The organism is Rhizobium sp. 007, from assembly GCF_015353075.1.
Taxonomy (GTDB): domain Bacteria; phylum Pseudomonadota; class Alphaproteobacteria; order Rhizobiales; family Rhizobiaceae; genus Rhizobium.
The window spans coordinates 4,273,072-4,296,727 of sequence record NZ_CP064187.1 but is presented as its reverse complement, the minus strand read 5'-3'; the positions used below and the strand labels follow the sequence as shown (position 1 = coordinate 4,296,727).

Here is a 23,656-nt window from a genome sequence, read left to right as displayed (position 1 = left end):
TGAGCCTTTGCAGGTGATGTCCGCGCCCTTTGCTGGAAGTCATTTAGGCAGGATCGGTTGCCGAGATCAATGATGAATTTTACGCAAAATTAAGAAGCGACCATTGACTCCGGAGCCCGTTTTTGGGCGTCACGCCAATGTCAAAAAAGAATCGCAGGAGAATCAAGGAGATTCCCGAAGTGGGTATTTTGGACACGCATTGAAAGAAAAAAAATAAAAATCCGCTTGACTCACAACTAAGCCTGCCGGAACGCAGAAGAGTCGCCCAAGCTTGAAACATCCTTGCGCAACTATTTGATTTTAAACACTTTTTCATGTCACCCCAGTGACACGAAACAGTCGCCAAATTAACCAATCCGGAGATGATCGTCGGAATCGAAAAAGCCCGGCTTGATTACCGGGCTAATCATAACGATCAATTTGTTAACGAAAGATTATGCGGTCGCAGTCGCCGACAGAGCCTTCACACGGGCAGCGAGCCGCGAGACCTTGCGGGATGCCGTGTTGGCGTGGACGACGCCCTTGCTTGCAGCGCGCGCGAGTTCCGGCTGCGCTGCGAGGAAGGCTTCCTTTGCCTTGGCAGCATCACCAGCTGCAAGTGCCTCTTCGACCTGGCGAACGAAAGTGCGAACGCGCGAGCGACGAGCCTTGTTGACGTCGGTACGGCGGGCGATCTTGCGGGTCGCTTTTTTCGCCGAAGTTGTATTGGCCATGGATGCCTCTCTCAAGAATTCGAACAAACTCCGCCATCACCGCGGGCCCTGCGGCCACAACTTTCAGCAATGCGGGAGCATAAACGGAAAACCTGATCGGCTTCCCGAACCGTGGGCGGGCATATAACTCTAAAGCCGGCCCGCGTCAACGCGCATTTTCAAGGAAACGCCGCCTTTGTCCGTGGAATGAAGATCAGCGGTGTTTAAAGGCCGGTTTGCGTTTCTCGATGAAGGCCGCCATGCCTTCCTTCTGATCTTCCGTTGCGAAAAGGCTGTGGAACAGACGACGCTCGAAACGCAGGCCCTCCTCCAGCGTGGTTTCCAGCGCGCGATTGACCGCCTCCTTGGCCATCAGCACCGAAGGCTGCGACAGCGACGCAATCTTGTCGGCCGCCGCCAGCGCTTCGTCGAGCAGCCGCTCGGGCGCGACCACGCGCGAAACGAGCCCAGCACGCTCGGCTTCCGCCGCATCCATCATCCGGCCGGTCAGCACCATATCCATAGCCTTCGACTTGCCTACCATGCGCGTCAAGCGCTGCGAGCCGCCCATGCCGGGGATGACGCCGAGCGTGATTTCAGGCTGACCGAATTTTGCAGTGTCCGACGCTATGATAAAGTCGCACATCATGGCCAATTCGCAGCCGCCCCCGAGTGCGAAGCCGCTGACGGCAGCGATCACCGGCTTGCGGGCCTTGGCAATCTCGTCCCAGCCACTGATGAATTCGGCCTTGTACATATCGGCAAACTGCAGCGGCTGCATTTCCTTGATATCGGCGCCGGCTGCAAAAGCGCGTTCGGACCCGGTCAGAACGATTGCACCGATCGCCTCGTTGTCGTGGAAATCTGCAAAGGCCTGCTTCAATTCCTTCAGTACCGTGGAATTCAGCGCGTTCAGTGCCTGCGGCCGGTTCAGCGTAATCAGACCGACATTGCCGCGGGTTTCGACGATCAGCGTTTCATAGGCCATGTTTGTCTCCCTATTTCTGGCAGTCCGGGCAATAAAAGGTGGAACGCCCTGCCTGCACGATGCGCGAGACCGTACCGCCGCAACCGGGTGTGCGGCAAGGCAGACTTTCGCGGTCATAGACCGAGAAGGAATGCTGGAAATAGCCGAGCGAGCCGTCGGTCTGGATATGGTCGCGAAGTGACGAGCCACCGGCCTTGATCGCATCGGCGATGACGCTGCGGATAGACGCGACGAGAAGACTAAGCTGCTCCTTCGGCTTTCCGGTTTTAGTGACCAGGGTTCCCGCAGCGCGTGCCGGCATCAGGTGCGCGCGCCAGAGCGCCTCGCACACATATATATTGCCGAGACCAGCAACGTTTTTCTGGTCGAGAAGAGCGCCCTTCAGGGGCTGTGCCTTTCCCGCAAAGCGTTCTGCCAGATGGGTGGCACTCAGTTCGTTGCCGGTCGGCTCCGGCCCGAGGCCGAAAAGGAAGGGATTGTTCTGAAGCTCTGAGCGATCGGCGATATCCATGAATCCGAAGCGGCGCGGATCATTATATATCACGCGGCGCTCACCACCCTTGCCTTCCAGATGGAAAATCGCATGGTCATGCTTCTCGTCCTTCGACCGCTCGCAGCGAAAATCGCCTGGCGTTTGGCTGACTGGCCCCTGCTCGATGCGGAAGGAGCCAGACATGCCGAGATGGGAGATGATGGTCTTGCCGCTGTCGAGGTCGATCAGCAGGTATTTGGCGCGGCGGCCAAGCCCGATAATGGTGCGGCCCGAAACCTGGTCTTCGAAATTTTCCGGAAAGGGAAAGCGCAGATCGCCGCGGCGAAGCTCCAGCCGCTCGATGCGCGCGCCCTCCATGGCGGGCGAAAGACCACGCTTCACCGTTTCGACTTCTGGCAATTCCGGCATCTTAACCCATCTGTATTTAAACGTGTTTCAACTGCGGACGATGTGGGTTATAGCGCCAGTAAGCCGCGGGTATTACCCGCCTCCACAGATAGCGTCTCAAGCGGCCTTTCGCTATGGTCGCCGTACCGATTTCGAGTAACGGAGTAGTCCGATGTCACAAAGCCGTACTTCCGCCAATGGCGGCATGGAAACATCCTACGGCTTCCGCGAGGTGCCGAGTGGCGAGAAGCAGGGTCTCGTCAACGACGTCTTCCATAAGGTCGCCAGACGCTACGATATCATGAACGATGTGATGTCGATGGGCATGCACCGCGCCTGGAAGGATGCGATGGTCGCGGCGCTTAATCCCCGCAAGGAACCGGGCTACAAGGTGCTGGATGTTGCGGGGGGCACCGGCGATATTGCCTTCCGTATCGTCGAAGCATCGAACCGCATGGCGCATGCGACCGTGCTCGACATCAACGGCTCCATGCTCGGCGTCGGCGCCGAACGGGCGGACAAGAAGAGACTCTCCGACAATCTCACCTTCATCGAGGCCAATGCCGAGGTCCTGCCCTTTGAGGCCGGCACCTTCGATGCCTACACGATCGCCTTCGGCATCCGCAATGTGCCGCACATCGACGTGGCGCTCTCGCAAGCTTATCGCGTGCTCAAGCGCGGCGGCCGGCTGCTCGTGTTGGAATTTTCGGAAGTGGACATGCCGCTTCTGGACAAGGTTTACGAGGCCTGGTCTTTCAATGCCATTCCGAGGTTCGGCAAGGCGATAACCGGCGACGCCGAGCCCTATCAGTATCTTGTCGAATCCATCCGCAAGTTCCCGAACCAGGAAAATTTTTCGGAAATGATCCGTAAGGCCGGCTTTTCGCGCGTGACCTACACCAGCTACACCGGCGGCATCGCGGCCCTGCACTCGGGCTGGAAGCTTTGATCTAAATGAGTGCTTTCGGAGCATATCTTCGGCTCGTGCGGGTCGGCTGGATTCTGGTGCGCGAGGGCGTTGTTTCGGCGCTGCCTTCGGAAGGCTTGCCGCCTTCCGTGAGCCTTGCCAAATCCTTTGTCGGCCTGTTTGCGCGCAGCCGCGCAAAAGCCAAGAAACGCAGCGATCGGCTGGCCCAGGCAGTCGAGCGGCTCGGACCTTCCTATGTGAAGATCGGTCAGTTTCTGGCGACCAGGCCGGACGTCGTCGGCGTCGAATTCGCCGACGACCTCTCGCAGCTTCAGGACCGGATGGCCTTCTTCCCGATTGCGGCGGCAAAGGCGAGTATCGAAGGCTCGCTCGGTCGCCCGATCGAAGAGCTTTATGCGACTTTCGACGATCCGATTGCCGCAGCCTCTATTGCGCAGGTGCATCCTGCAGAGGTGAATACCCCCAATGGCCGCAGGAAGGTCGCCGTCAAGGTGGTGCGCCCCGGCGTACGGCAGCGTTTCGCCCATGACATCGAGGCAATGTATCTCGTCGCCGGTATGCAGGAGCGCTTCATGCCCTCGAGCCGGCGGCTGAGGCCGGTCGAAGTAACGAAAACGCTCGAGCAGTCGACCAAAGTCGAGATGGACCTCCGGCTTGAGGCGGCTGCACTTTCGGAGATCGCCGAAAACACGGAACAGGATCCAGGCTTTCGCGTTCCGAAGGTGGATTGGGAACGCACCGGCCGCGACGTCATCACCATGGAGTGGATCGACGGCGTCAAGATGTCCGATGTCGAAGGGCTGCGCGCTGCCGGGCACAATCTCAACACGCTTGCCGATGTCCTCATCCAATCGTTCCTGCGCCACACGCTGCGCGACGGCTTCTTCCATGCCGACATGCATCCCGGCAATCTCTTCGTCGATTCAGGCGGCATGATCGTCGCCGTCGACATGGGCATCGTCGGCCGACTCGGAAAGAAGGAACGACGCTTCCTCGCCGAGATCCTCTATGGCTTCATTACGCGCGACTACGTGCGTGTTGCCGAGGTCCATTTCGAGGCGGGCTATGTGCCAGGCCATCACAATGTTGAAAGTTTCGCGCAGGCAATCCGGGCGATCGGCGAGCCGATCCACGGCCAGCCTGCTGAAACGATCTCGATGGGCAAGCTGTTGACGCTGCTCTTCGAGGTGACGGAACTTTTCGACATGCAGACCCGGCCCGAACTGGTCATGCTGCAGAAGACCATGGTGGTCGTCGAAGGCGTATCGCGCATGCTGAACCCGCGTTTCAACATGTGGAAGGCATCGGAGCCCGTCGTCGGCGACTGGATCCGCAACAATCTCGGTCCGAAGCGGGTCGTCACCGACCTCAAAGATGGACTGAAGGCTGCCGTGAAGCTTGCGGAAGCCGTTCCGGAAATCGCTGCCCAGACCGAGAAATTCCATCATCAGCTGCTGCATATGAGCGAGCATGGACTGCGCTTTGACGCCGAAACGGCAGACGCGATCGGCAAATCCGAGGCCCGCTACAGCCGGTCCGGCCGCCTGGCGCTCTCGATTATCGCGTTGACGCTTCTCTATATAGCCTGGATGCTGAGCTGAGGCTCAGACACAAACAATTACATGCTGTGTTCGGCATTTGGGATATCTCATAATGCGCAGTGCTCGCTTAGTCTCGCATTCAAGGAGACCTGCAGATGAAGCATGAACGCCCCGGCATCGAACTTTCCGGCCAACCATTCGGCTTTGCCGAGATGGTGAGGATAGGCTCCGGCAGGGTGGCGCTTTCTGCTTCGGCGACAGGCATGGCACGCGTGGAGATCGCACGTTCCGTCGTCGAAGAAGCGATCCAGGCTGGCATTCCCGTTTACGGTTCCACTACCGGAGTCGGCGCGATGAAGGATGTCGAATGGTCGGCGGAGGAACTCGACACCTTCAACCTCGGCCTCGTGCGGGCCCATCACTTCGGCACCGGCACACCATTTTCCAGCGCTGTCGTGCGAAATGCCATGGCCATCCGCGTCAATACTGCGCTGACGGGCCAGGTCGGGTGTACGCCGGAACTCATAGAAACCTATCTGCGGCTGCTCAGGGCCGACCTCATCCCGCTCGTGCGGCGCACGGGCTCGATCGGTTGCGCCGATATCGGCCTTATGGGACAGATCGGTGCGGTTCTGACCGGCGTCGGCGAAGCCGTCTATCGCGGCAAGCGCATGCAAGCGGCCGATGCCTTCAGGGCAGCGGGGCTGGAACCGGTCACCATGGCGCCCCGCGACAGCCTCGCTTCGCTCAGCATCAATGCCGTGAGCTTTGCAGCCGCCGCCGAGGCAACGCGCAATGCGGCGGCTTCTATCCGCGTTCTGCTCGCAACCGGTATGATGGCGGCCGGCGCGCTTGGCGCTTCCCGCGACCCCTGGCGGGCAGTGCGCCATGTCGGTACCCCGCGGGAAGCCCTGATCGGCTCGTGGCTATGCAATGCCTCGGACGCCTGGGAATGGCCGGTCGCGACCCACGTGCAGGATCCGCTCAGCCTTCGCATGATCGCGCAGGTCTTCGGCGCCGTGATCGAGAACCTGCTCTCGACCGGTCACAAGATCCTTGCTGCCACCGGCCGCTCTGACGACAACCCGGTTGTGGTCGAGGGCCGGGTGATGACGTCCGGCGGTTCGCTGCCCCTCGATGTGACGATCCTGCTGGAATCGGCGGCACTGTGCATGGCGCATGCGGCGCGCAACGCGTTCAACCGCTGTGTCTTGCTCGGCAACGGACAGCGGCGCGACCTACCGGTGAACCTCGTGCCACCAGGCCGAATCGCAACTGGTTTCGGCCCGATCATCAAGCTTGCCGGCGAGATCTTTTCACGCGTGCTTTCCATGTCCAACCCGGTATCCGCCCAGTCGCTGGTGGTTGCGGCGGGGCTTGAGGACGAAGCGGCTTTCCTGCCGCTGGTCATAGAGCGCTTCGAGCGGCAGATGCAGGCGCTGAAGCGTCTTGCTGCACTCGAGGCTCTGCTGGCAGCACAGGCGGCCGACATTCTCGGCGACCGGCCGGAGGGCGTTGCGGGCATGATCTACGATGTCGTGCGCAAGCACGCCGATTTCTACACCGTAGACCGGCCGCTTTCGGCCGAGGTTGAAGCGATTGAGGAAGAACTCGGATCCGACGAATTCGCTTCGAAGCTGATCGAGCAGGTGCCGATCGCCGCATTCGACGACTTCTTCGCGCTCGGCTCGCTCGAGCGCATCGAACGGAGACTGACGCAGGACGCTCTCGTCATCTGAGCTTTTGAACGGATACGGAGGAACAGCATGGCTGATTTCGACCTCGTTTTGCAGGGTACCGTCGTGCTGCCGGAGCGCATCCTCCAAGAGGGTTATGTTGCAGCCCGCAACGGCAAGATCGCCGAGGTCGGCATCGGCGTGCCGCCTGCGGCCAGGGAGCGGCATCTGCTCGGCAAGGCGCTGGTCCTGCCGGGTGCGATCGATGCGCAAGTGCATTCGCTCTCCCAGAAGGATCAGGAGGACTTCATCTGGTCGACGCGTTCTGCGGCGGCTGGCGGCGTAACGACGATCGTCGACATGCCCTATGACGAAGGCAATCTCGTCTGCTCGGCCGAAGCGGTAAAGAAGAAGATCGATCACGCGAGCCCTCAGGCGCGCGTCGATTTCGCGCTCTACGGCACGGTCAATCCGCAAGAAGGTGCGGCCCGAATCCGCGAAATGGCGGATGCCGGCGTTGCCGCCTTCAAATTCTCGACCTTCGGGACCGATCCGAAGCGTTTCCCGCGCATCCCGCCCGCCCTTCTCGACGAATGCTTTGCGGCAATCACCCCGACCGGGCTGACGGCCGGTGTCCACAACGAAGACGACGAGGCAGTGCGCACCTACATGGAGAAGGTCAAGGCAAGCGGCGTGACGGACTGGCGCGCGCACGCTCTCTCGCGTCCGCCGATCACAGAGCTGCTTGCCATGCACACGATCTTCGAGACCGGGGCCCATACAGGCTGCCCGGCGCATGTTGTTCATTGCTCGCTCGGCCGCGGCTACGACATCGCGCGCGCCTATCGCCGCGACGGGTTCGAGGCGACGGTCGAATGCTGCATTCACTACCTGACGCTTGACGAGGAAAACGATGTGCGGCGCCTCGGCGGCAAAGCAAAGATCAATCCGCCCATCCGGCCGCGCGCCGAGGTGGAAACGCTGTGGCGGAAAGTGGCGGAAGGCAACGTCTGGCTGGTTTCGACCGATCATGTGAGCTGGTCGGAAAATCGCAAGACCAATCCGGATATGCTGGCAAATGCATCCGGGGTGCCCGGGCTCGAGGTCATGGTGCCGTTGTTCGTCAAGGGAGCGCTCGAACGAGGCATCCCGCTCACATGGGCTGCGAAGCTGATGGCGGAAAATCCGGCGAAACATTTCCGCCTCGACCACATCAAGGGCGCGCTGACGCCCGGCAAGGATGCCGACATCGTCGTGCTTGAACCGCGCGAAACCGTCTATGATGCTGCCGCGAACGGCAACAATGTCGTCGGCTGGAGCCCCTATGACGGCATCCGTCTGCCATGGACGATTTCGGCGGTATATCTGCGCGGCAGCCAGATAACCGATGGCACGAAGGTGCTTGCAGAGCCCGGCACGGGAAAATTCGTCCGCCCTTGGCCGCGCCAGATCATTTCCGGAGAAGCTGCATGAACCGCAACCTGCCCGTCAACGCCGATCGCATCGCCGAGGATATCGATGCGCTGGCGAAGATCACCGAACCCGATCATCCATGGACACGCCGGGCTTTCGCGCCGCTCTTTCTTGAAGGCCGCGCCTATATCGAAGCGCGCATGAAGGCGGCCGGGCTGGAGACGCGGATCGATGCCGCCGGCAATCTGATCGGACGCAGTGCAGGGACGAAACCAGGTCTTGGCACGATTATGGTCGGCTCGCATTCCGATACGGTGCCGGACGGCGGACGCTTTGATGGTATCGCCGGTGTGATCTCGGCGCTGGAAGTCGCGCGCGCGCTCAAGGACCAGGGGATCACACTGGAACATGACCTGGAAATCGTCGACTTCCTCGCAGAAGAGGTCAGCATCTTCGGCGTTTCATGCGTCGGCAGCCGCGGCATGACTGGGCAACTTCCCGAAGCCTGGCTTTCGCGCAAGAGCGGCGACCGCGATCTGGCACAAGGCATCTCCGGTGTCGGCGGCGATCCGGCGACGCTTCTTGCGCAGCGGCGTCCGGACCTCAAAGGCTTTTTCGAGCTGCATATCGAGCAAGGGCCAGTGCTTGAGAACGAGAAGAAGGATATCGGCATCGTGACGGCGATTGCGGGCATCACCCGGATTGAAGTCACCGTCGAGGGCCGGGCGGACCATGCCGGTACGACGCCGATGGATGCCCGCGCGGATGCGCTGGTGGCGGCCTCGCAACTGGTACTCGATATCCGCAATGCGGCCGCGGAGCGGGCGAAGACGCCGGGTCATTTCGCTGCGACCGTCGGCGAATTCCGGATCGAGCCGAATGCGGCCAACGTCGTGCCTTCCAAGGTGGTTCTGCTCATCGACGGACGCGCGGAAATTCGCAGCGACATGGAAGCCTTCTGCGAGTGGCTCGATGCGCATGTCATCACCCTTGCGATCGCCCACGGCGTCATGATCAATTCACCCAGTCGCGTATCCGACAACTATCCGACGCCCGGTGATCCTAGCCTGCTGAGGACGTTGGAAAACGCCTGTGAAACCGTCGGTGCCGAACATCGACGCATGGCGTCCGGTGCAGGGCACGATACGGCATGGATCGCCAAGGTCGCGCCGGCCGCGATGATCTTCGTGCCATGCAAGGAAGGACGCAGCCACTCGGCCGACGAATGGGCAGAGAATGACGACATCGCACTCGGCGCTGCCGTGCTTTTCGAGGCTGTGCGCGAGATGGACAGGACGCTGGAAAGGGAGGCTGAGGATGGGGCGCATACTCGTTGAGAAAGACGTCGAGGCGGCGGTCAAGGGCGGCTCGGTCTATGCAGCGGGCGGCGGCGGCTGGGCCGATCACGGCAGGATGCTGGGGTATGCTGCGGTCAGCATCGGCAAGCCGGAGCTCGTTTCCGTCGATGAATTGAAGGACGACGACTGGATCGCGACAGCAGCGGCAATCGGCGCGCCGGCTTCCACGACACCCTGGGAAATGCAAGGCATCGACTATGTGAAGGCCGTGCAGCTATTGCAGGACGAGCTTGGCGAACGGCTTTCCGGACTTATCATCGGGCAGAACGGCAAATCCTCGACGCTGAACGGCTGGCTGCCCTCGGCAATTCTCGGCACCAAGGTTGTCGATGCTGTCGGTGATATCCGAGCACATCCGACCGGCGACATGGGTTCGATCGGCATGGCGGGCTCACCGGAGCAGATGATCCAGACGGCGGTCGGCGGAAACCGCGCGGACAACCGCTACCTCGAGCTTGTGGTGAAGGGTGCGACCGCGAAGATTTCGCCGATCCTCCGCGCTGCCTCCGACCAATCGGGCGGCTTCATTGCCAGCTGCCGCAATCCGGTGCGGGCATCCTATGTGCGCAAGCATGCAGCACTCGGCGGCATCTCGATGGCGCTTGCCCTCGGCGAAGCGATCATTGCGGCGGAAAAGAAGGGCGGACCGGCCGTCATCGATGCGATCTGCAAGACAACCGGCGGCAGCATCCTCGCAGAAGGCGTGATTGCCAAGAAGGACGTCGTCTACACCAAAGAAGCCTTCGATATCGGCACGATCGTCGTCGGCTCCGGCGCCAAAGCCGTGACGATGCATGTGATGAACGAGTACATGGCTGTCGACGACGCCGATGGAGCGCGCATGGCAACTTTTCCCTCGGTCATCACGACGCTTTCGCCGGACGGTGAGCCGCTCAGCGTCGGCCAGCTCAAGGAGGGTATGCATGTCTTCATCCTGCATGTGCCGATGGAGATCATACCGCTTTCTGCAGGCGTGCTCGATCCGACCGTTTATCCGCCCGTGGAAAAAGCGATGGGTATCGAGATTGCACGCTACGCCCTGGCGGCAAGGGCCTGACGCCATGGCGCGAGATGCTGGCCTTGAGGAACTGATGAGGGAAGAGCTCGGCGGCCTGCCCGGTCTCAGCGAAAAGGCGATGTTCGGCGGCTTTGCCTTTCTGTTGAACGGCAACATTCTTTGTGGTGCGCGAGAAGATGGCATGCTCGTCCGGCTCGGCAAAAGCAATGACGGCTGGGCGCTGGAGCTGCCAGGCGTCGTCCAGATGATCTCGGGCGGACGGGCGATGCAGGGCTGGGTTCGCGCGGACGCCCGTGTCTATGGCGAGAATGCGCTGCGCAAGCGTCTGCTCGATGCCGCACTCAGCTATGTGCAAACGCTGCAGGTGAAATAACAAGACAGGACTTGAGGAAGGACATCCCATGCCGAAGCCCAATCCACGTCATCCGAAATTTCCGATTCCTGGCGGGCCGGAGTTGCGGGCCAAGGGGTGGCGGCAAGAGGCGCTGCTGCGCCTCCTCGAAAACGTGCTTGCCGTCGGCGAAGACCCGGACAATCTCGTGGTTTATGCTGCGCTCGGCAAGGCGGCGCGCAACTGGGCGGCGCACAAGGGCATCGTCAAGGCGCTGACCGAGATGGAGGAGGACCAGACGCTGCTGATCCAGTCCGGCAAGCCGATCGGCCTGGTAAAGACTCACGCCAAGGCACCGCTCGTCATCATGGCGAACTGCAATATCGTCGGACAGTGGGCGAGGGCCGAAGTCTTCTACGAATTGCAGCGCAAGGGGCTGATCTGCTGGGGCGGGCTGACGGCAGGCGCCTGGCAGTATATCGGCAGCCAGGGCGTCATCCAGGGAACGTACGAAATCTTCATGCGCATTGCCGAGCGGCGTTTCGGCGGCGACCTCTTCGGCCGCTTCGTGCTCACCGCCGGTCTTGGCGGCATGGGAGGGGCTCAACCGCTTGCTGGCCGCATGGCGGGCGCTGCAATCCTCTGCGTCGATATCGATCCGGAGCGGGCAAAGAAGCGTCAGCAAATCGGCTATCTGCAGGAGATTGCACCTGATCTCGATGCCGCGCTACAAATGATCGACACGGCCATGAAGGAAAAGCGCGCACTATCCGTCGGCCTCGTCGGCAATGCGGCCGAGATTTACCCAGAGATCGCCCGGCGCGGCATCGTGCCGGATATCGTGACGGACCAGACCTCGGCACACGATCTCGTCTACGGCTATGTTCCGAAGGGTATGAGCCTTGCCCAAGTCAAGGCACTTCGCGACGACGGCCAGGGCCAGTTGATGGCGGCAAGCCGCGCCTCGATCGTCCAGCATGTGACGGCGATGCTGGAGTTCCAGAAGAAGGGCTCCGAGGTCTTCGACAACGGCAACCTGATCCGCACACAAGCGAGAGAAGGCGGCGTTGCCAATGCCTTCGACATTCCGATCTTCACCGAAGCCTATTTGCGCCCTCTCTTTGCGCGCGCTATCGGTCCCTTCCGCTGGATGGCGCTGTCCGGAGAAGCAAGCGACATTGCAAGGATCGACGATCTGCTGCTCGAAATGTTCCCGGATAACAAGATCATCACCAACTGGATCCGGCTTGCCCGCGAGCATGTGCCCTTCGAGGGCCTGCCGGCGCGGATTGCCTGGCTGGGCCATGGCGAGCGCACCGCGCTTGCCCGTCGCGTCAACGAATTGGTTGCAAGCGGAGAGCTGAACGGTCCTGTCGCCTTCTCCCGCGACCATCTCGATGCCGGCGCCATGGCGCATCCAAACATCATGACCGAGCGGATGAAGGATGGCTCCGATGCGATTGCCGACTGGCCGCTGATCGATGCGATGATGCTCTGCTCCTCGATGGCTGACCTCGTCGTCGTCCATTCCGGCGGAGGCGGCTATGCCGGCTACATGACCAGCTGCGGCGTGACTGTCGTTGCCGACGGCACCGAGGCCGGCGACGAGCGGCTCGATCATGCGCTTACCAACGACACGGCGCTCGGCATCATGCGCTATGCGGATGCCGGATACGAGGAGGCGCTGGACGAAGTGCAAAACAAGGATGTGCCGTATATCCGATTGAGTTAGCACGTAAGACCGAGCGCCTTTGCCTAGGGATCCCTCAGATGGGATTGGATACCTCGATGAGATTGCCGTCCGGATCGCGGAAATAGATGGAGCGGATAGTGCCGTTGGCGCCGGCGCGTTCGACGGGTCCTTCCTCGATTGCAACATCTGCTGCTTCCAGATGCGCGAGGACCTCGGCGAGTGCTGTTTCGGCGATAAAGCAGAGATCCGCCGAACCCGGTACCGGTTGGTTGGCTTTGGGATCGAATTCGCGCCCGGCCTGGTGAAGGTTGATCTTCTGATTGCCGAATTTCAGCGCCTTGCGGCCTTGGGCGAATGTTTCCACGGACATGCCGAGGGTCCGGCGGTAGAACTCACACGTCGCCTCGATATCGGCGACGGTCAGGACAAGGTGATCGAGGTGGCTGATGCGGATCAAAATTTTCTCCTAGAAAGGCTGCGTGCGGCGCAGGCCGCCGCAAAGGCGAGGGCCAGCATGCCGAGCGTGAAGAAGACGACCGCCGTCCAGCCTTCGATGGCGAAGAACCAGCCGCCAGCCGAGCCCATGACGCTCGAACCGACGTAATAACCGAGCATATAGAGCGACGAGGCGTGTCCCTTCGTGCCTCTGGCAAGCTTGCCGACGAGGCCGCTTGCGATCGAATGGCTCATGAAGAAGCCGCTGGTGAGCACGATAATGCCGAAAATGATGACCGGAAGGAAGGCGGAAAGCGTCAGGGCGCTGCCAACGGCGGTAATTGCAATTCCCGTCAGCAGGACAGCGAAGTGGCCGAAGCGATCACCCAGTATGCCACCGACCGAAGAGGCGCCGATGCCGAAAAGATAGACGGTGAAGATCAAGCCGAGTTCGGTCTGCGTCAGGTCATAGGGTGCTGCGACCAGCCGGAAGCCGGCATAGTTGTAGATGGTGACGAAGGAGCCCATCGCCAGAAAGGCAATGGCGAAAATGAACGGCAGCGCCGGATTGCGCATATGCGCGAGCCAGGCTTTCAGATGAAACTTCGGATCGAAGCCCGGGCGGCGGATAAAATTGCGCGAGGCGGGCAGCAGCGCAATGAAGCCGGCTGCCGCAGCCAAGCCGATCGCGCCGATCAGAAACATCGCCGGCCGCCAGGTCAGGTATTCCGCGAAGATACCGGTCAGCACCCGGCCGGACATGCCGCCGAAGGCAGTGCCGCCGACATAAAGTCCCATTGTAGCGCCAAGGCCGCGCGGGTCGATTTCTTCGGCGAGGTAGGCCATCGCAACGGCCGGAACGCCGCCAAGGACAAAGCCCTGGAAGGCACGGATGACAAGCAGCAGGTGCCAGTCCGGCACAAAGGCCGCTGCAATCGTCAGTGCCGCCGCACCGACGAGCGAGATTGACATCAGGCTACGACGCCCAAGACCTTCCGAGATGGCGGCTGCGCATATAATGGCAATGGCGAGGAAGCCGGTCGACAGCGAAAGCGAAAGCGAGCTTTCCGCGGGGCTGACGGAGAATTCGTCCGCAAAGATCGGCAACAGCGGCTGGACACAATAAAGCAGCGAGAAGGTGGAAAAGCCTGAAAGGAAGAGTGCAAGACTGGCGCGTCGGTAGGAAGCCGTGCCACGCTGCAGGTATTCTTTCGCCGGGGACGCCGCCGGTGTTTCGATCGGGGAAATGTCGCTCATTCTGGCTGCGGTCTTGTGCATGGCTCAAGCCTTTCTCCATTCATCTAGTCAGAAGGGCATAAGCTGTCCAATATATGGAACTGATGTTTCCGATAGGTTTTGGAGATACCGCATGGAGCTTCGGCATATCCGCTATTTTCTGGCGGTCGCGGAGGAAGGCAATTTTACGCGGGCCGCGGTGAAACTCGGCATCGGCCAGCCCCCGCTCAGCCAGCAGATCCGCGATCTCGAAGCGGAAATCGGCGCGGCCTTGTTTCACCGCGTGCCGCATGGCGCGGAATTGACGGCGGCGGGCGAGGCGTTTCTCGGCGAAGCCAAGGCGTCACTTGCTTCTGCCGAGAAGGCGAAACTTGCCGCCCAGCGTGCCAATCGCGGCGAGACGGGCAAGCTGGCGCTCGGCTTTACGGCCTCCTCCGCGTTCAATCCGGTTGTCAGCGCGACGATCAGGCGGTTTCGAGCGCAGTGGCCGGAAGTACGGCTGTCTCTGACGGAGATGAATACGTTGGCACTGATGGAGAAACTCAATCGCGGCGAGTTGGATGCGACCTTCATGCGCCCGAGCCTCGACGATCCGCCGGGCGTGCGCCTGAAACGTCTCGATGACGAGCCGATGGTGGTCGCCCTGCCCGCAAACCATCCACTGGCGAAGCACGAACGCCTGTCCCTGGCACTGCTGTCAAATGAGCCGTTCATTCTCTTCCCGCGGCTGGTTGGCCTCAGCCTCTTCGACGATGTCGTGCTCGCCTGCAGGAAGGCGGGTTTCGAACTGACGGTGGCACAGGAAGCACCGCAGATTTCCTCTGTCGTCAATCTGGTTGCGGCAGAGCTCGGCGTGTCGATCGTTCCGGCATCGATCGCACAGATCAGGCTCGATGGCGTCGCCTACCGGCCGATCGACGGGCCGCCTGCGGTCGCGCGGCTGGCCCTCGCGGTGCTGAAGACGCAGCGCTCGCCGGTGACGGAAAATCTGATGAGCCTGCTTTGACTTAGCCTGCAGGATCCCAATAAGGCGGATCGCCGAAGGCTTTTTTCAGGTGATCGGCTATGGCGCGGAGTTTGGCGAAAGGGTGGCGGCCTTGCGGATGTGCCATGTAGACGGACTCCGCTTCGGGCCTGTAGCCGACATCAATCTCGACGAGCATGCCTTCGCGGATTGCCGGACCTGCAATGAAGCTCGGCAGCAGCGCGATCCCGAGACCTGCAATTGCCGCATCGCGAAGCATGTCGCCATTGTTGATACCCATCGCCAGCTTCGCACGCACGACGATTGCACCCGTCGGGGTCTGGAAGCGCCAGTCCGCGATGCCGCGATTGGTGTAGAACAGGCCTCGATGATCATCGAGATCGGATAATGTCGCCGGCGTCCCGTGGCGGTCGAGATAGGCTGGCGAAGCCGTCAGCAGATGGCGGCTGCGCGAGAGCTTCCAGGCCACCAGCCGGGAATCGGCGATCGGCCCATGGCGGATAATGGCGTCGTAACCTTCCGACGAAGCGTCCACACGGCGGTCATCGATGTCGAGCGTCAGCGCGATTTCGGGGTGCGCTGCCAAAAAAACGGATAGAGGGCCGGACCAAGATGCATGCGACCGAAGGTGACAGGTGCTGCAATACGCAAGGGACCGGCAAGCGTACCGCGGCGCTCGGCCATATCGGCTGCGGCCTCTTCTATCTCATGCACGATCCGAAGCGCACGCTCCATAAAGGCGGTGCCGTCCTGCGTCAGCGTCAGCTTGCGTGTCGTGCGGTGAAGCAGCATGCCGCCGAGTGTCTTTTCCAGATCCGCCAGTCTTTCGCTGACAACGGATTTCGACATGCGGAGGCGCCCCGCAGCCTGGCTCACGGAACCTGATTCCACCACTGCGACGAAAGCCGCTATCCCTTCGATCTTGATCATCGTTCGGCATTTTTGAATTCGAGTTCCATCATATGGAGAAGCAGGCGGTTCCATTGTCCAACTCGGCGGCGTCGGGCGCGATCGCGATCTCACTCCGAATGGTCGAAGAGCTTAGGAGCGCCGTGGTGATTGCATGTTATCCGCCAAAGGCTTAGGGTCGGTAGTGGTCAACAAGGCGACGGATAGAAGGCCATGGCTCTCAGCGGCAAACGCATCCTGCTCATCATTTCCGGCGGCATCGCCGCCTATAAGAGCCTCGACCTGATCCGGCGCCTGCGCGAGTGCGGTGCTTCGGTGCGTCCGGTGATGACGAAGGGCGCGCAGGAATTCGTGACGCCGCTTGCTGTCGGCGCTCTTGCCGCAGACCACGTCTTCACCGATCTCTTTTCGCGGCAGGACGAACAGGATGTGGGCCATATCCGGCTTGCTCGCGACTGCGACCTCATTCTGATTGCGCCAGCAACGGCCGACCTGATGGCCAAGATGGCAAACGGTTTCGCAGATGACCTGGCCTCGACCCTTTTGCTCGCGACGGACCGGCCGGTTCTTGCCGCGCCGGCGATGAACCCGAAGATGTGGTCGCACGCGGCGACGAAACGGAATTTCGACATCCTGAAAGGTGACGGCATCCGTTTCGTCGGCCCGATGGCAGGCGAGATGGCGGAGAGCAAGGAGGCCGGCATCGGCCGCATGGCTGAACCGCTGGAGATCGTTGCCGCCGCCGAAGCGTTACTTGACGACGGGCCGAAGCCGCTTGCCGGACGCAAGGCGATCGTCACCTCGGGACCGACCCACGAACCAATCGACCCCGTCCGCTACATCGCCAATCGTTCTTCCGGCAGGCAGGGGCATGCGATTGCCGCAGCACTTGCGAAGCTCGGTGCAGATGTCGCACTCATCTCCGGACCGGTGGCAATTGCCGATCCCGTCGGCGTCAGGACGATCCATGTCGAGCGCGCCGAAGAAATGCGCGATGCGGTCCTCGCTGCGCTGCCGGCCGATATTGCCGTCATGGTGGCAGCCGTAGCCGACTGGCGCGTGGCCTCTGCCGCCGATCAGAAGATCAAGAAGCATCCGGGCGAATCCATCCCGACGCTGGCGCTGACCGAAAACCCGGACATCCTGAAGGCGGTCGGCCACCACACGATGCGGCCGACGCTGGTGATCGGCTTTGCGGCCGAGACGCAGGATGTCGAAAACAACGCCAAGGCGAAGCTCGAGCGCAAGGGTGCCGACCTGATCGTTGCGAACGACGTCTCGCCGGCGACGGGCGTCATGGGCGGCACGCGCAACAGCGTGAAGCTGATCAGCCGAAGCGGCGTCGAGCAGTGGCCCGATCTCGGCAAGGAAGAGGTTGCTGAAAAGCTGGCGGCGCTGATTGCCGAACGCTTCAGGCAGGGATAGCGATACCCGCCGCTGCGCTGATACGCTTTTCCGGCTTGAAGGCCACGACCTCGATGCCGTTCTCGCCAATCGTGACGGCGCTGCCGTCCGGTATCTCGGCCCAGGCATCGATGTCGTCATTCAACGGCTCGGAAACAAGGCAATGTCCCTGGCGCATCGGTGAGGCATAAAGTGTCGGCGCCTTTCGATCTGTCGCATAACGAATGCCGTAGAGCGACCGGCCGTCGGAAAACGCGGCGGTGAAACGCACATGGGCGTGGCCCAGGATGTTTTCCGCAAGCCCTTCGACGAAGCTCACCATCTCCGCCATCGCGGCAAGCGGCGCCCGGCACAAACCGAATTGCAGGGCGAGCAGGAACATCAGCTCGGAATCGGTCGTGCCACTGCGGACATTGAAGAGCTCGTCATCGAGCATCGCCTCCATGGAACGGCGCAGGCGCTCGAAGCCGCCGATCTGGCCGTTGTGCATGAAAGACCAATTCCCATGCGTGAACGGATGGCAATTGTCGCGCCGTGTGCCGCCGCCGGTGGCTGCGCGCACATGGGCCAGGAAAAGTGGCGAGCGGATTTGGCGCGCCAGGCTCTTCAGATTGCAGTCGGACCATGCGGGAAGGATATCGCGGTAGCGGCCGGGCTCCGGCCGGTCGCCGTACCAGGCAATCCCGAAGCCATCGCCGTTCGTTGCGGTCTTGGCGCGGGTGGCGCAATGGGATTGTTCGATGAGCGAGTGGGCGGGCGAGGAAACCAGCTCCTCGAGATAGAGGGGGTCTCCACGATAGGCTGCCCAGCGACACATGCTTTTCTGACTCCGTAACCCGCCGTCCTGGCGACGGGACTGGTTGGAAATGCCCGATCGATTGTCGAGCGCGATGGTGAATAAAAACTTAACGATTGCAAATTTTGCAAGGCGACATGCGGGTTGGAAACACTTCACGCGATCACATTCGTTGAGCACGCATCTTCATTTGTGAACATTGCCTCTTGGCTGTGTCACAGCGGTCATCGCAAGGATTTCTCTTGCATCATCGAAATTTTTCCTTACCTTTTAAGCATCAGCAACAGAACGAAAGGAAGGTGATCCAATGTCTAATGAGATTTCGGACCTCGTAACGGGCATGGGAGAGGTGACGAAAGCGAGGCAGCCCTCGCTCTAATCCCCGCCTTCCTGGGGCCGCCTTGACGGTCCAGGCCAGCTACAGGCCAAACTCATGGAAAGGGTCGCTGAGGCGGCCCTTTTTTATTTTGCAGAATTTCTTTGACCGCAACCGAGCCATGGCATATTCATAAAGTCATCTGATGACTTTATGAATATGCCATGCAACCGCTCTACAAGACAAATCTGGCCGAGACCGCGATTGAAGCGATCCGCGGCGAAATCCTCGCCAAGCGATGGAGTATCGGCGACAAGCTGCCGAACGAAGCCGCGCTTTCCGCCGCGCTGGCAGTCAGCCGGGGCACGGTCCGCGAGGCCGTGCGCGTGCTTGTCTCTCAGGGCCTGCTCGAAACGCGACAAGGCTCCGGAACCTACGTCCTTTCGACGAGGGATGCCAGTCGACCCCTGACGATGGCCCGGCGGGCAAGTCTGCGCGACCAGTTCGAAGCGCGCTGCGCCCTGGACGTCGAGGCAGCCCGCCTCGCCTCGCTGCGGCAGACGCCGGAAATCATAACTCTGCTGCGCGACCTCCTGGCCAAGCGCGGCAAATACGAAGGGGGCGACAAGGCGGCCTTCGTCGAGCGCGATCTTGCCTTTCACAAAGCGATCATCGCTGCCTCCGGCAACCGGGCGATGATCGAGATCTATGACTTCTTCTCGGCCTCGATTGCCGAAACCATCGAGGCAACGCTCGGGCAGGATATTCCCGAGCCCGACACGAAAGCGCACGCCGATATCATCGATGCCATCGAGACCGGTCTCCCCGCGAAGGCGGATGCCGCCGTGCGCCGCTTCATGAAGCCGGTGATTGCCGCCCTTGAACGGATGATTCTCTCGTGACCTCCTCCATTTCTGATGCAGCCGAGGCACTCGAGGCCATCGACGAGCAGTTGATCGATGCCGAGGCGGACAGTATTCCTGCACCCGAAGCTCCGGCACAGTCGACAGTGGCAAGCCGTATCATTCTCGGTGTCAGCCTCGTACTCATCGCCTTCAACCTTCGCCCCGTGTTCTCCAGCGCATCCGCGCTGCTGCCGGAAATTCGCGCTGGGCTTGGCCTTTCGGCCCTCGGCGCGAGCCTGCTGACCACGCTTCCCGTCGTTTGCCTGGGCGCTTTTTCGCCGCTCGCGCCAAAGCTGGCACAGCGATTGGGTGCCGAGCGAACGCTCCTCGGCGTGCTCGTGCTGCTGGCACTCGGCACGGCCATGCGCGGGCTATCTTCGGTTCCGCTTCTCTTTCTCGGAACCGCGCTTGCTGGCGCTTGTATCGCCGTCGGAAACGTCCTGCTTCCTGGCCTGGTCAAGCGCGACTTCGCCGACCGCACAGCGCTGATGACCGGATGTTATACGATGGCGCTCTGCGCCGGCGCAGCGAGCGCTGCCGGTTTCACGCTGCCGATCGAGCACGCGCTCGACGGATCGCTGGAGGGCGCTCTTGCCGCCTGGGCATTGCCCGCCTTCGTCGTCGCCTTGATCTGGCTTCCGCAGGTTCTGAGGATACCGGCGCAGACGCGGCGAAGCGGCTTCAGGGTCGAGGGCCTCTGGCGGGACCGGCTTGCCTGGCAGGTCACCCTTTTCATGGGCCTTCAATCAGCGCTCGCCTATTGCGTCTTCGGCTGGCTCGTGCCGATCTTGCGCGAGCGCGGCCTCGACGGTGTGACTGCCGGCGCCATCGTTTCGGTATCAGTCATGGTACAGGCCGCCGCCTGCCTCGTGGCACCGCAGATTGCCGTACGCGGCAAAGACCAGCGGCTGATCAACGCTGCGCTGTGCGTCATTGCCGTGGTGGCCCTGCTTGGCCTGCTCTTCGCGCCGCTTTCGACGGTCTGGCTTTGGGCAGTGCTGCAGGGAACGGGACAAGGCGGCCTGATTGCAGTGGCAATGACAACGATCGTGCTGCGCTCGCGCGATCCGCATGTCGCCGCTCACCTGTCCGGCATGGCGCAATGCGTCGGCTATCTGCTGGCCGCTGTCGGTCCGCTGATCGTCGGGCTCATTCGCGGCACGACCGGAAGCTTTGCCTGGTCCGCAGTACTCTTCGTTCTGCTCGGATTTGGAGCCGCGATCAATGGCTGGAATGCAGGACGAGCGCTGCACGTCAATGCGCGCACGACCCAGAAGACGTAAGCGCCTCTCCTCACCTGCGCATCACCATCTCTTGATACCTCTGCGAGATGGCAGATGTTACGCTATCTATGATCGCGTTCCATCGCCCAGGAGGAAAGAGTGTCGTTCCGATCTGCCGCCATCCTGTTCGCGCTGCTGGCTCTCGCTGCACCTGCTGTCTCGAATGCCCAGGAGCGGCCCGGCGTCTTGAAGCTGTTGCCGTCCGATTCCGTGACCCAGCATGAACAGAACATCGGCGGGCGCAGGCTGACCTATACGGCGACGGCGGGCACGCTCGATCTCTTCGGGCAGAACGGCGCTCGCACCGGCGCGATATTCTACACCGCCTATATCGCCAAGGAGGGTGCGGCCAACCGGCCGATTACCTTCGCTTTCAACGGCGGTCCGGGCGCGGCTTCCGCATTTTTGCACCTTGGGCTCGTCGGGCCGCGCATATTGGATTTCGGTCCCCAGGCCCGGGACGGCGCAAATGCGAAGCTCGTCGACAATCCGCAGAGCTGGCTCGATTTCACCGATCTCGTGCTGATCGATCCGATCGGCACAGGATGGAGCCGCACGGCGAAGGCCGACGACGCTTCGAACTATTACAACGTCAACGCCGATGCGCAGAGCATTGCAAAGGCGATCGCGCTTTATGTCGCGCACAACAATCGCTCTGGCTCACCAAAATATCTTCTCGGCGAAAGCTATGGCGGTTTCCGTGCCGCGAAGGTCGCCGCTGCCCTTCGGCAAAGCCAAGGCATCATCATCGCCGGCGCGGTCATGCTCTCGCCGTTGCTTGAGGGCCAGCTGATGTTCAATGCAGACCGGTTTGCGCTTGGAGCTGCTCTGGAGTTCCCGTCCCTCGCCGCCGCTGAAGCCGAGCGCCGCAAGACCTTTGACGAAGAAGCGCAAAGAGACGCGGAGAAGTTCGCGCTCGGCGAGTATCTGACGACCTTGGCCGGACCAGCACCGGCGGGGGAGGCTGCGAAGGCATTCTATGGCAAGGTCTCGACGATGACCGGCATTCCCGAAGACGTCGTCACCCGAAACCGCGGCTTCCTGGGCAATGCCTTTGCCAAGAATTCCGCCAAGCAGCAGGGCGAGGTGATGAGCCCCTACGATGCCTCATTCGCAACGCCCGACCCTTATCCGGGTTCAGACTCCGATCGTGGCGATGATGCGGTCCTCGACGGATTTACCCGCGCTTATGGCGGCGCTTTTGCCGATTACGCACGCAACGAACTCGGCTTCAGGACCGAGATGACCTATACGCTGCTCGAAAGCGACGTCAGCCGTCAGTGGGAATGGGGCGGTGGACACGGCAGCGGATCACGGCTGCAGGCGAGCATAACGGACGACATCCGCGAGCTACTGGGTTCCAATCCAGGCTTTCATTTGCTGATCGCACATGGCTACAGCGATATCGTCACGCCCTATGGGGTCAGCCGCTATGTCGTGGACCATCTGCCTGAAAGCCTGACGCGAGGCCGTGTAAGCCTGGACGTCTATCGCGGCGGCCATATGTTCTACACCAATGCGCAGGCGCGGACCGCTTTTACCGCTGATGCCAAGGCCTTCTATGGCCAGCATCCGGCGGCGCAGATAGCCGAATGAGGAGCAGATGCACGTTACCGGGGGATGCCATTGCGGCGCGATTGCCTATGAGGCCGAGATCGATCCGGAGCGCGTCAGCATCTGTCATTGCACGGATTGCCAGCGGCTGACGGGGACGGCCTATCGCGTCAGCACGGTTGCGCGACAGGACGATTTCCGGCTTCTCCGCGGTACGCCGAAAACCTATGTCAAGCATGGCGAAAGCGGAGCATACAGCCGGCAGTTCTTCTGTCCGGATTGCGGCTCGCATCTCTATCGCATGGGAGAGGACAACGCCTTCGTCGGCATCCGCGTCGGCACGATCAATGAGCGGGCCGAGCTGTCGCCGCGCAAGCAGATCTGGTGCCGCTCTGCGCTGCCCTGGACCGGCAATATCGAAGCCCTGCCGCGCTTCGAAACGGAAAGTTAGGGTTGCCTGAAGCGGGGCCTGACATAGATAGAGCCTCATGTCATACCAGAAGCAGTCTCTCAGCGCCTCGAAACCGGATGCGGTTTCAGGGGAAGACTCTATTCTCGCTGTTCTCTCCGCCGAGCCGGAAAAATGGGCTCTCTTCATGGATATCGACGGGACCTTGCTCGAGTTAGCCGAAACGCCGGACGACATCGTCGTTCCACCGTCGCTGCCTGCAAATCTCGACGCCTTGGCGACAAGGCTCGGAGGTGCGCTGGCCCTGGTGACCGGCCGGGGGCTCGACTATGCCGACCAGCTTTTTTCGCCGTTCCACTTTCCGATCGCCGGACTTCACGGTGCCGAGCGGCGCGACCCGGACGGAAGCGTGCGCAAAGCCGAAGTCACAGCGCAATTCGAGAGGCTGAAGGCGGATCTCACCGCCGAGACTGCAGGTTGGGCGGGGGTTCTGATCGAGGATAAGGGAGCGGCGGTCGCCGCACATTATCGGCTTGCACCGGACAGGGAGCTCGAACTCGAACCATTGATGGAACAGGCGCTTAGTCGAGCCGGACCGAACTGGACGATCCAGCACGGCAAGATGGTGATCGAAATTCGTCCGGCCAGCGCCGACAAGGGCAACGCGGTCGAAGCCTTTCTCTCACATCCGGTCTTTGCCGGCAGACGCGCCATTGCGATCGGGGACGACGTGACCGACGAAGCGATGTTTCGCACGGTCAACCGGCTTGGCGGCCATTCGATCCGCGTCGGGCCGCTTTCGCCTGCGAGCGAAGCGCGCGGCTCCATCCCTTCTGCCGAAGCTCTGCGCGGCATCATTGAGGCATTGGCCTCGTGATGATTTGAGCGCCCGACGTATTTCATTGC

General features: G+C 61.4%; 21 protein-coding genes and 1 pseudogene. 15 read left to right on the top strand and 7 right to left on the bottom strand.

What is annotated here, in order from left to right; translation table 11 throughout:
- Positions 1-434: 434 nt before the first annotated feature.
- From rpsT to mutM, 3 genes are all read right to left on the bottom strand, one after another.
- A complete protein-coding gene (gene rpsT, locus ISN39_RS20990; protein ID WP_022713448.1) occupies positions 435-713 on the bottom strand; it encodes a 30S ribosomal protein S20 in 279 nt (92 codons plus the stop codon).
- 193 nt (positions 714-906) lie between these two features.
- A complete protein-coding gene (locus tag ISN39_RS20985) occupies positions 907-1,680 on the bottom strand; it encodes an enoyl-CoA hydratase (RefSeq protein WP_133937221.1) in 774 nt (257 codons plus the stop codon).
- 10 nt (positions 1,681-1,690) lie between these two features.
- Positions 1,691-2,581 (bottom strand): bifunctional DNA-formamidopyrimidine glycosylase/DNA-(apurinic or apyrimidinic site) lyase, encoded by an 891-nt coding sequence (mutM, locus tag ISN39_RS20980; protein WP_194728749.1) that lies wholly within the window; start codon positions 2,579-2,581, stop codon positions 1,691-1,693.
- A 151-nt stretch (positions 2,582-2,732) separates the two neighbouring features.
- On the opposite strand from mutM, the gene ubiE reads away from it, so the two are divergent.
- The 8 genes from ubiE (at position 2,733) to ISN39_RS20940 (ending at position 12,557) form a co-directional block, all read left to right on the top strand.
- Complete coding sequence (gene ubiE, locus ISN39_RS20975) at positions 2,733-3,509, top strand: bifunctional demethylmenaquinone methyltransferase/2-methoxy-6-polyprenyl-1,4-benzoquinol methylase UbiE (protein ID WP_194728748.1); 777 nt, start codon at positions 2,733-2,735, stop codon at positions 3,507-3,509.
- 5 nt (positions 3,510-3,514) lie between these two features.
- A complete protein-coding gene (ubiB, locus tag ISN39_RS20970; protein ID WP_194728747.1) occupies positions 3,515-5,089 on the top strand; it encodes a 2-polyprenylphenol 6-hydroxylase in 1,575 nt (524 codons plus the stop codon).
- Positions 5,090-5,184: 95 nt separating this feature from the next.
- Positions 5,185-6,768: an aromatic amino acid lyase gene (locus ISN39_RS20965; protein ID WP_039843691.1), complete on the top strand. Its 1,584-nt coding sequence runs from the start codon at positions 5,185-5,187 to the stop codon at positions 6,766-6,768.
- A gap of 27 nt (positions 6,769-6,795) precedes the next feature.
- On the top strand, positions 6,796-8,178 hold the full coding sequence (locus ISN39_RS20960) for an amidohydrolase family protein (RefSeq protein WP_194728746.1): 1,383 nt from the start codon (positions 6,796-6,798) through the stop codon (positions 8,176-8,178).
- Positions 8,175-9,455, top strand: coding sequence for a Zn-dependent hydrolase (locus ISN39_RS20955; RefSeq protein ID WP_194728745.1), 1,281 nt, complete (start codon positions 8,175-8,177; stop codon positions 9,453-9,455). The genes ISN39_RS20960 and ISN39_RS20955 overlap by 4 nt, the downstream gene beginning before the upstream one ends.
- Complete coding sequence (locus ISN39_RS20950) at positions 9,436-10,533, top strand: DUF917 family protein (RefSeq protein WP_194728744.1); 1,098 nt, start codon at positions 9,436-9,438, stop codon at positions 10,531-10,533. The genes ISN39_RS20955 and ISN39_RS20950 overlap by 20 nt, the downstream gene beginning before the upstream one ends.
- 4 nt (positions 10,534-10,537) lie before the next feature.
- Positions 10,538-10,867, top strand: coding sequence for a TfoX/Sxy family protein (locus tag ISN39_RS20945; RefSeq protein WP_194728743.1), 330 nt, complete (start codon positions 10,538-10,540; stop codon positions 10,865-10,867).
- A 28-nt stretch (positions 10,868-10,895) separates the two neighbouring features.
- Entirely contained in the window at positions 10,896-12,557 is a 1,662-nt protein-coding gene (locus ISN39_RS20940) for a urocanate hydratase (RefSeq protein WP_194728742.1), read from the top strand.
- A 34-nt stretch (positions 12,558-12,591) separates the two neighbouring features.
- Here ISN39_RS20940 and ISN39_RS20935 read toward each other — a convergent pair whose 3' ends face one another.
- Positions 12,592-12,975, bottom strand: a complete 384-nt coding sequence (locus tag ISN39_RS20935) for a VOC family protein (protein ID WP_074066397.1) — start codon at positions 12,973-12,975, stop codon at positions 12,592-12,594.
- Entirely contained in the window at positions 12,972-14,210 is a 1,239-nt protein-coding gene (locus ISN39_RS20930) for an MFS transporter (RefSeq protein ID WP_194728741.1), read from the bottom strand. Before ISN39_RS20930 ends, ISN39_RS20935 begins: the two co-directional genes overlap by 4 nt.
- 112 nt (positions 14,211-14,322) lie before the next feature.
- On the opposite strand from ISN39_RS20930, the gene ISN39_RS20925 reads away from it, so the two are divergent.
- Complete coding sequence (locus ISN39_RS20925; protein ID WP_074066396.1) at positions 14,323-15,195, top strand: LysR family transcriptional regulator; 873 nt, start codon at positions 14,323-14,325, stop codon at positions 15,193-15,195.
- A 1-nt stretch (position 15,196) separates the two neighbouring features.
- Here ISN39_RS20925 and ISN39_RS20920 read toward each other — a convergent pair.
- A pseudogene (locus ISN39_RS20920) lies at positions 15,197-16,104 on the bottom strand (LysR family transcriptional regulator).
- A 192-nt stretch (positions 16,105-16,296) separates the two neighbouring features.
- Here ISN39_RS20920 and coaBC point away from each other — a divergent pair.
- Positions 16,297-17,508 (top strand): bifunctional phosphopantothenoylcysteine decarboxylase/phosphopantothenate--cysteine ligase CoaBC, encoded by a 1,212-nt coding sequence (gene coaBC, locus ISN39_RS20915; RefSeq protein WP_194728740.1) that lies wholly within the window; start codon positions 16,297-16,299, stop codon positions 17,506-17,508.
- Here the strand turns inward: coaBC and ISN39_RS20910 are convergent.
- Positions 17,495-18,304 (bottom strand): class II glutamine amidotransferase, encoded by an 810-nt coding sequence (locus ISN39_RS20910; protein ID WP_194728739.1) that lies wholly within the window; start codon positions 18,302-18,304, stop codon positions 17,495-17,497. The two genes, coaBC and ISN39_RS20910, sit on opposite strands and share 14 nt — an antisense overlap.
- 519 nt (positions 18,305-18,823) lie before the next feature.
- Here ISN39_RS20910 and ISN39_RS20905 point away from each other — a divergent pair.
- From ISN39_RS20905 to otsB, 5 genes are all read left to right on the top strand, one after another.
- Positions 18,824-19,501, top strand: coding sequence for an FCD domain-containing protein (locus tag ISN39_RS20905; RefSeq protein WP_194728738.1), 678 nt, complete (start codon positions 18,824-18,826; stop codon positions 19,499-19,501).
- Positions 19,498-20,787 carry an MFS transporter gene (locus tag ISN39_RS20900; RefSeq protein ID WP_194728737.1) on the top strand — a complete coding sequence of 430 codons (1,290 nt, stop codon included), beginning with the start codon at positions 19,498-19,500 and terminating at the stop codon, positions 20,785-20,787. The genes ISN39_RS20905 and ISN39_RS20900 overlap by 4 nt, the downstream gene beginning before the upstream one ends.
- 99 nt (positions 20,788-20,886) lie before the next feature.
- A complete protein-coding gene (locus ISN39_RS20895; protein WP_194728736.1) occupies positions 20,887-22,383 on the top strand; it encodes a carboxypeptidase in 1,497 nt (498 codons plus the stop codon).
- Positions 22,384-22,390: 7 nt separating this feature from the next.
- Positions 22,391-22,792: a GFA family protein gene (locus ISN39_RS20890; protein ID WP_022713426.1), complete on the top strand. Its 402-nt coding sequence runs from the start codon at positions 22,391-22,393 to the stop codon at positions 22,790-22,792.
- 37 nt (positions 22,793-22,829) lie between these two features.
- Positions 22,830-23,627, top strand: coding sequence for a trehalose-phosphatase (gene otsB, locus ISN39_RS20885; protein ID WP_194728735.1), 798 nt, complete (start codon positions 22,830-22,832; stop codon positions 23,625-23,627).
- Positions 23,628-23,656 lie beyond the last annotated feature (29 nt).

Excerpts from the sequence above, each read along its gene's own strand:
- otsB (WP_194728735.1), top strand. The coding sequence starts at position 22,830 with ATGTCATACCAGAAGCAGTCTCTCAGCGCCTCGAAACCGGATGCGGTT.
- ISN39_RS20945 (WP_194728743.1), top strand. The coding sequence starts at position 10,538 with ATGGCGCGAGATGCTGGCCTTGAGGAACTGATGAGGGAAGAGCTCGGC.
- ISN39_RS20965 (WP_039843691.1), top strand. The coding sequence starts at position 5,185 with ATGAAGCATGAACGCCCCGGCATCGAACTTTCCGGCCAACCATTCGGC.
- ISN39_RS20930 (WP_194728741.1), bottom strand. The coding sequence starts at position 14,210 with ATGAGCGACATTTCCCCGATCGAAACACCGGCGGCGTCCCCGGCGAAA.
- ISN39_RS20925 (WP_074066396.1), top strand. The coding sequence starts at position 14,323 with ATGGAGCTTCGGCATATCCGCTATTTTCTGGCGGTCGCGGAGGAAGGC.
- mutM (WP_194728749.1), bottom strand. The coding sequence starts at position 2,581 with ATGCCGGAATTGCCAGAAGTCGAAACGGTGAAGCGTGGTCTTTCGCCC.
- ISN39_RS20940 (WP_194728742.1), top strand. The coding sequence starts at position 10,896 with ATGCCGAAGCCCAATCCACGTCATCCGAAATTTCCGATTCCTGGCGGG.
- ubiB (WP_194728747.1), top strand. The coding sequence starts at position 3,515 with ATGAGTGCTTTCGGAGCATATCTTCGGCTCGTGCGGGTCGGCTGGATT.
- ISN39_RS20905 (WP_194728738.1), top strand. The coding sequence starts at position 18,824 with ATGCAACCGCTCTACAAGACAAATCTGGCCGAGACCGCGATTGAAGCG.
- ISN39_RS20950 (WP_194728744.1), top strand. The coding sequence starts at position 9,436 with ATGGGGCGCATACTCGTTGAGAAAGACGTCGAGGCGGCGGTCAAGGGC.
- ISN39_RS20960 (WP_194728746.1), top strand. The coding sequence starts at position 6,796 with ATGGCTGATTTCGACCTCGTTTTGCAGGGTACCGTCGTGCTGCCGGAG.
- ISN39_RS20955 (WP_194728745.1), top strand. The coding sequence starts at position 8,175 with ATGAACCGCAACCTGCCCGTCAACGCCGATCGCATCGCCGAGGATATC.
- ISN39_RS20910 (WP_194728739.1), bottom strand. The coding sequence starts at position 18,304 with ATGTGTCGCTGGGCAGCCTATCGTGGAGACCCCCTCTATCTCGAGGAG.
- rpsT (WP_022713448.1), bottom strand. The coding sequence starts at position 713 with ATGGCCAATACAACTTCGGCGAAAAAAGCGACCCGCAAGATCGCCCGC.
- coaBC (WP_194728740.1), top strand. The coding sequence starts at position 16,297 with ATGGCTCTCAGCGGCAAACGCATCCTGCTCATCATTTCCGGCGGCATC.
- ubiE (WP_194728748.1), top strand. The coding sequence starts at position 2,733 with ATGTCACAAAGCCGTACTTCCGCCAATGGCGGCATGGAAACATCCTAC.
- ISN39_RS20985 (WP_133937221.1), bottom strand. The coding sequence starts at position 1,680 with ATGGCCTATGAAACGCTGATCGTCGAAACCCGCGGCAATGTCGGTCTG.
- ISN39_RS20890 (WP_022713426.1), top strand. The coding sequence starts at position 22,391 with ATGCACGTTACCGGGGGATGCCATTGCGGCGCGATTGCCTATGAGGCC.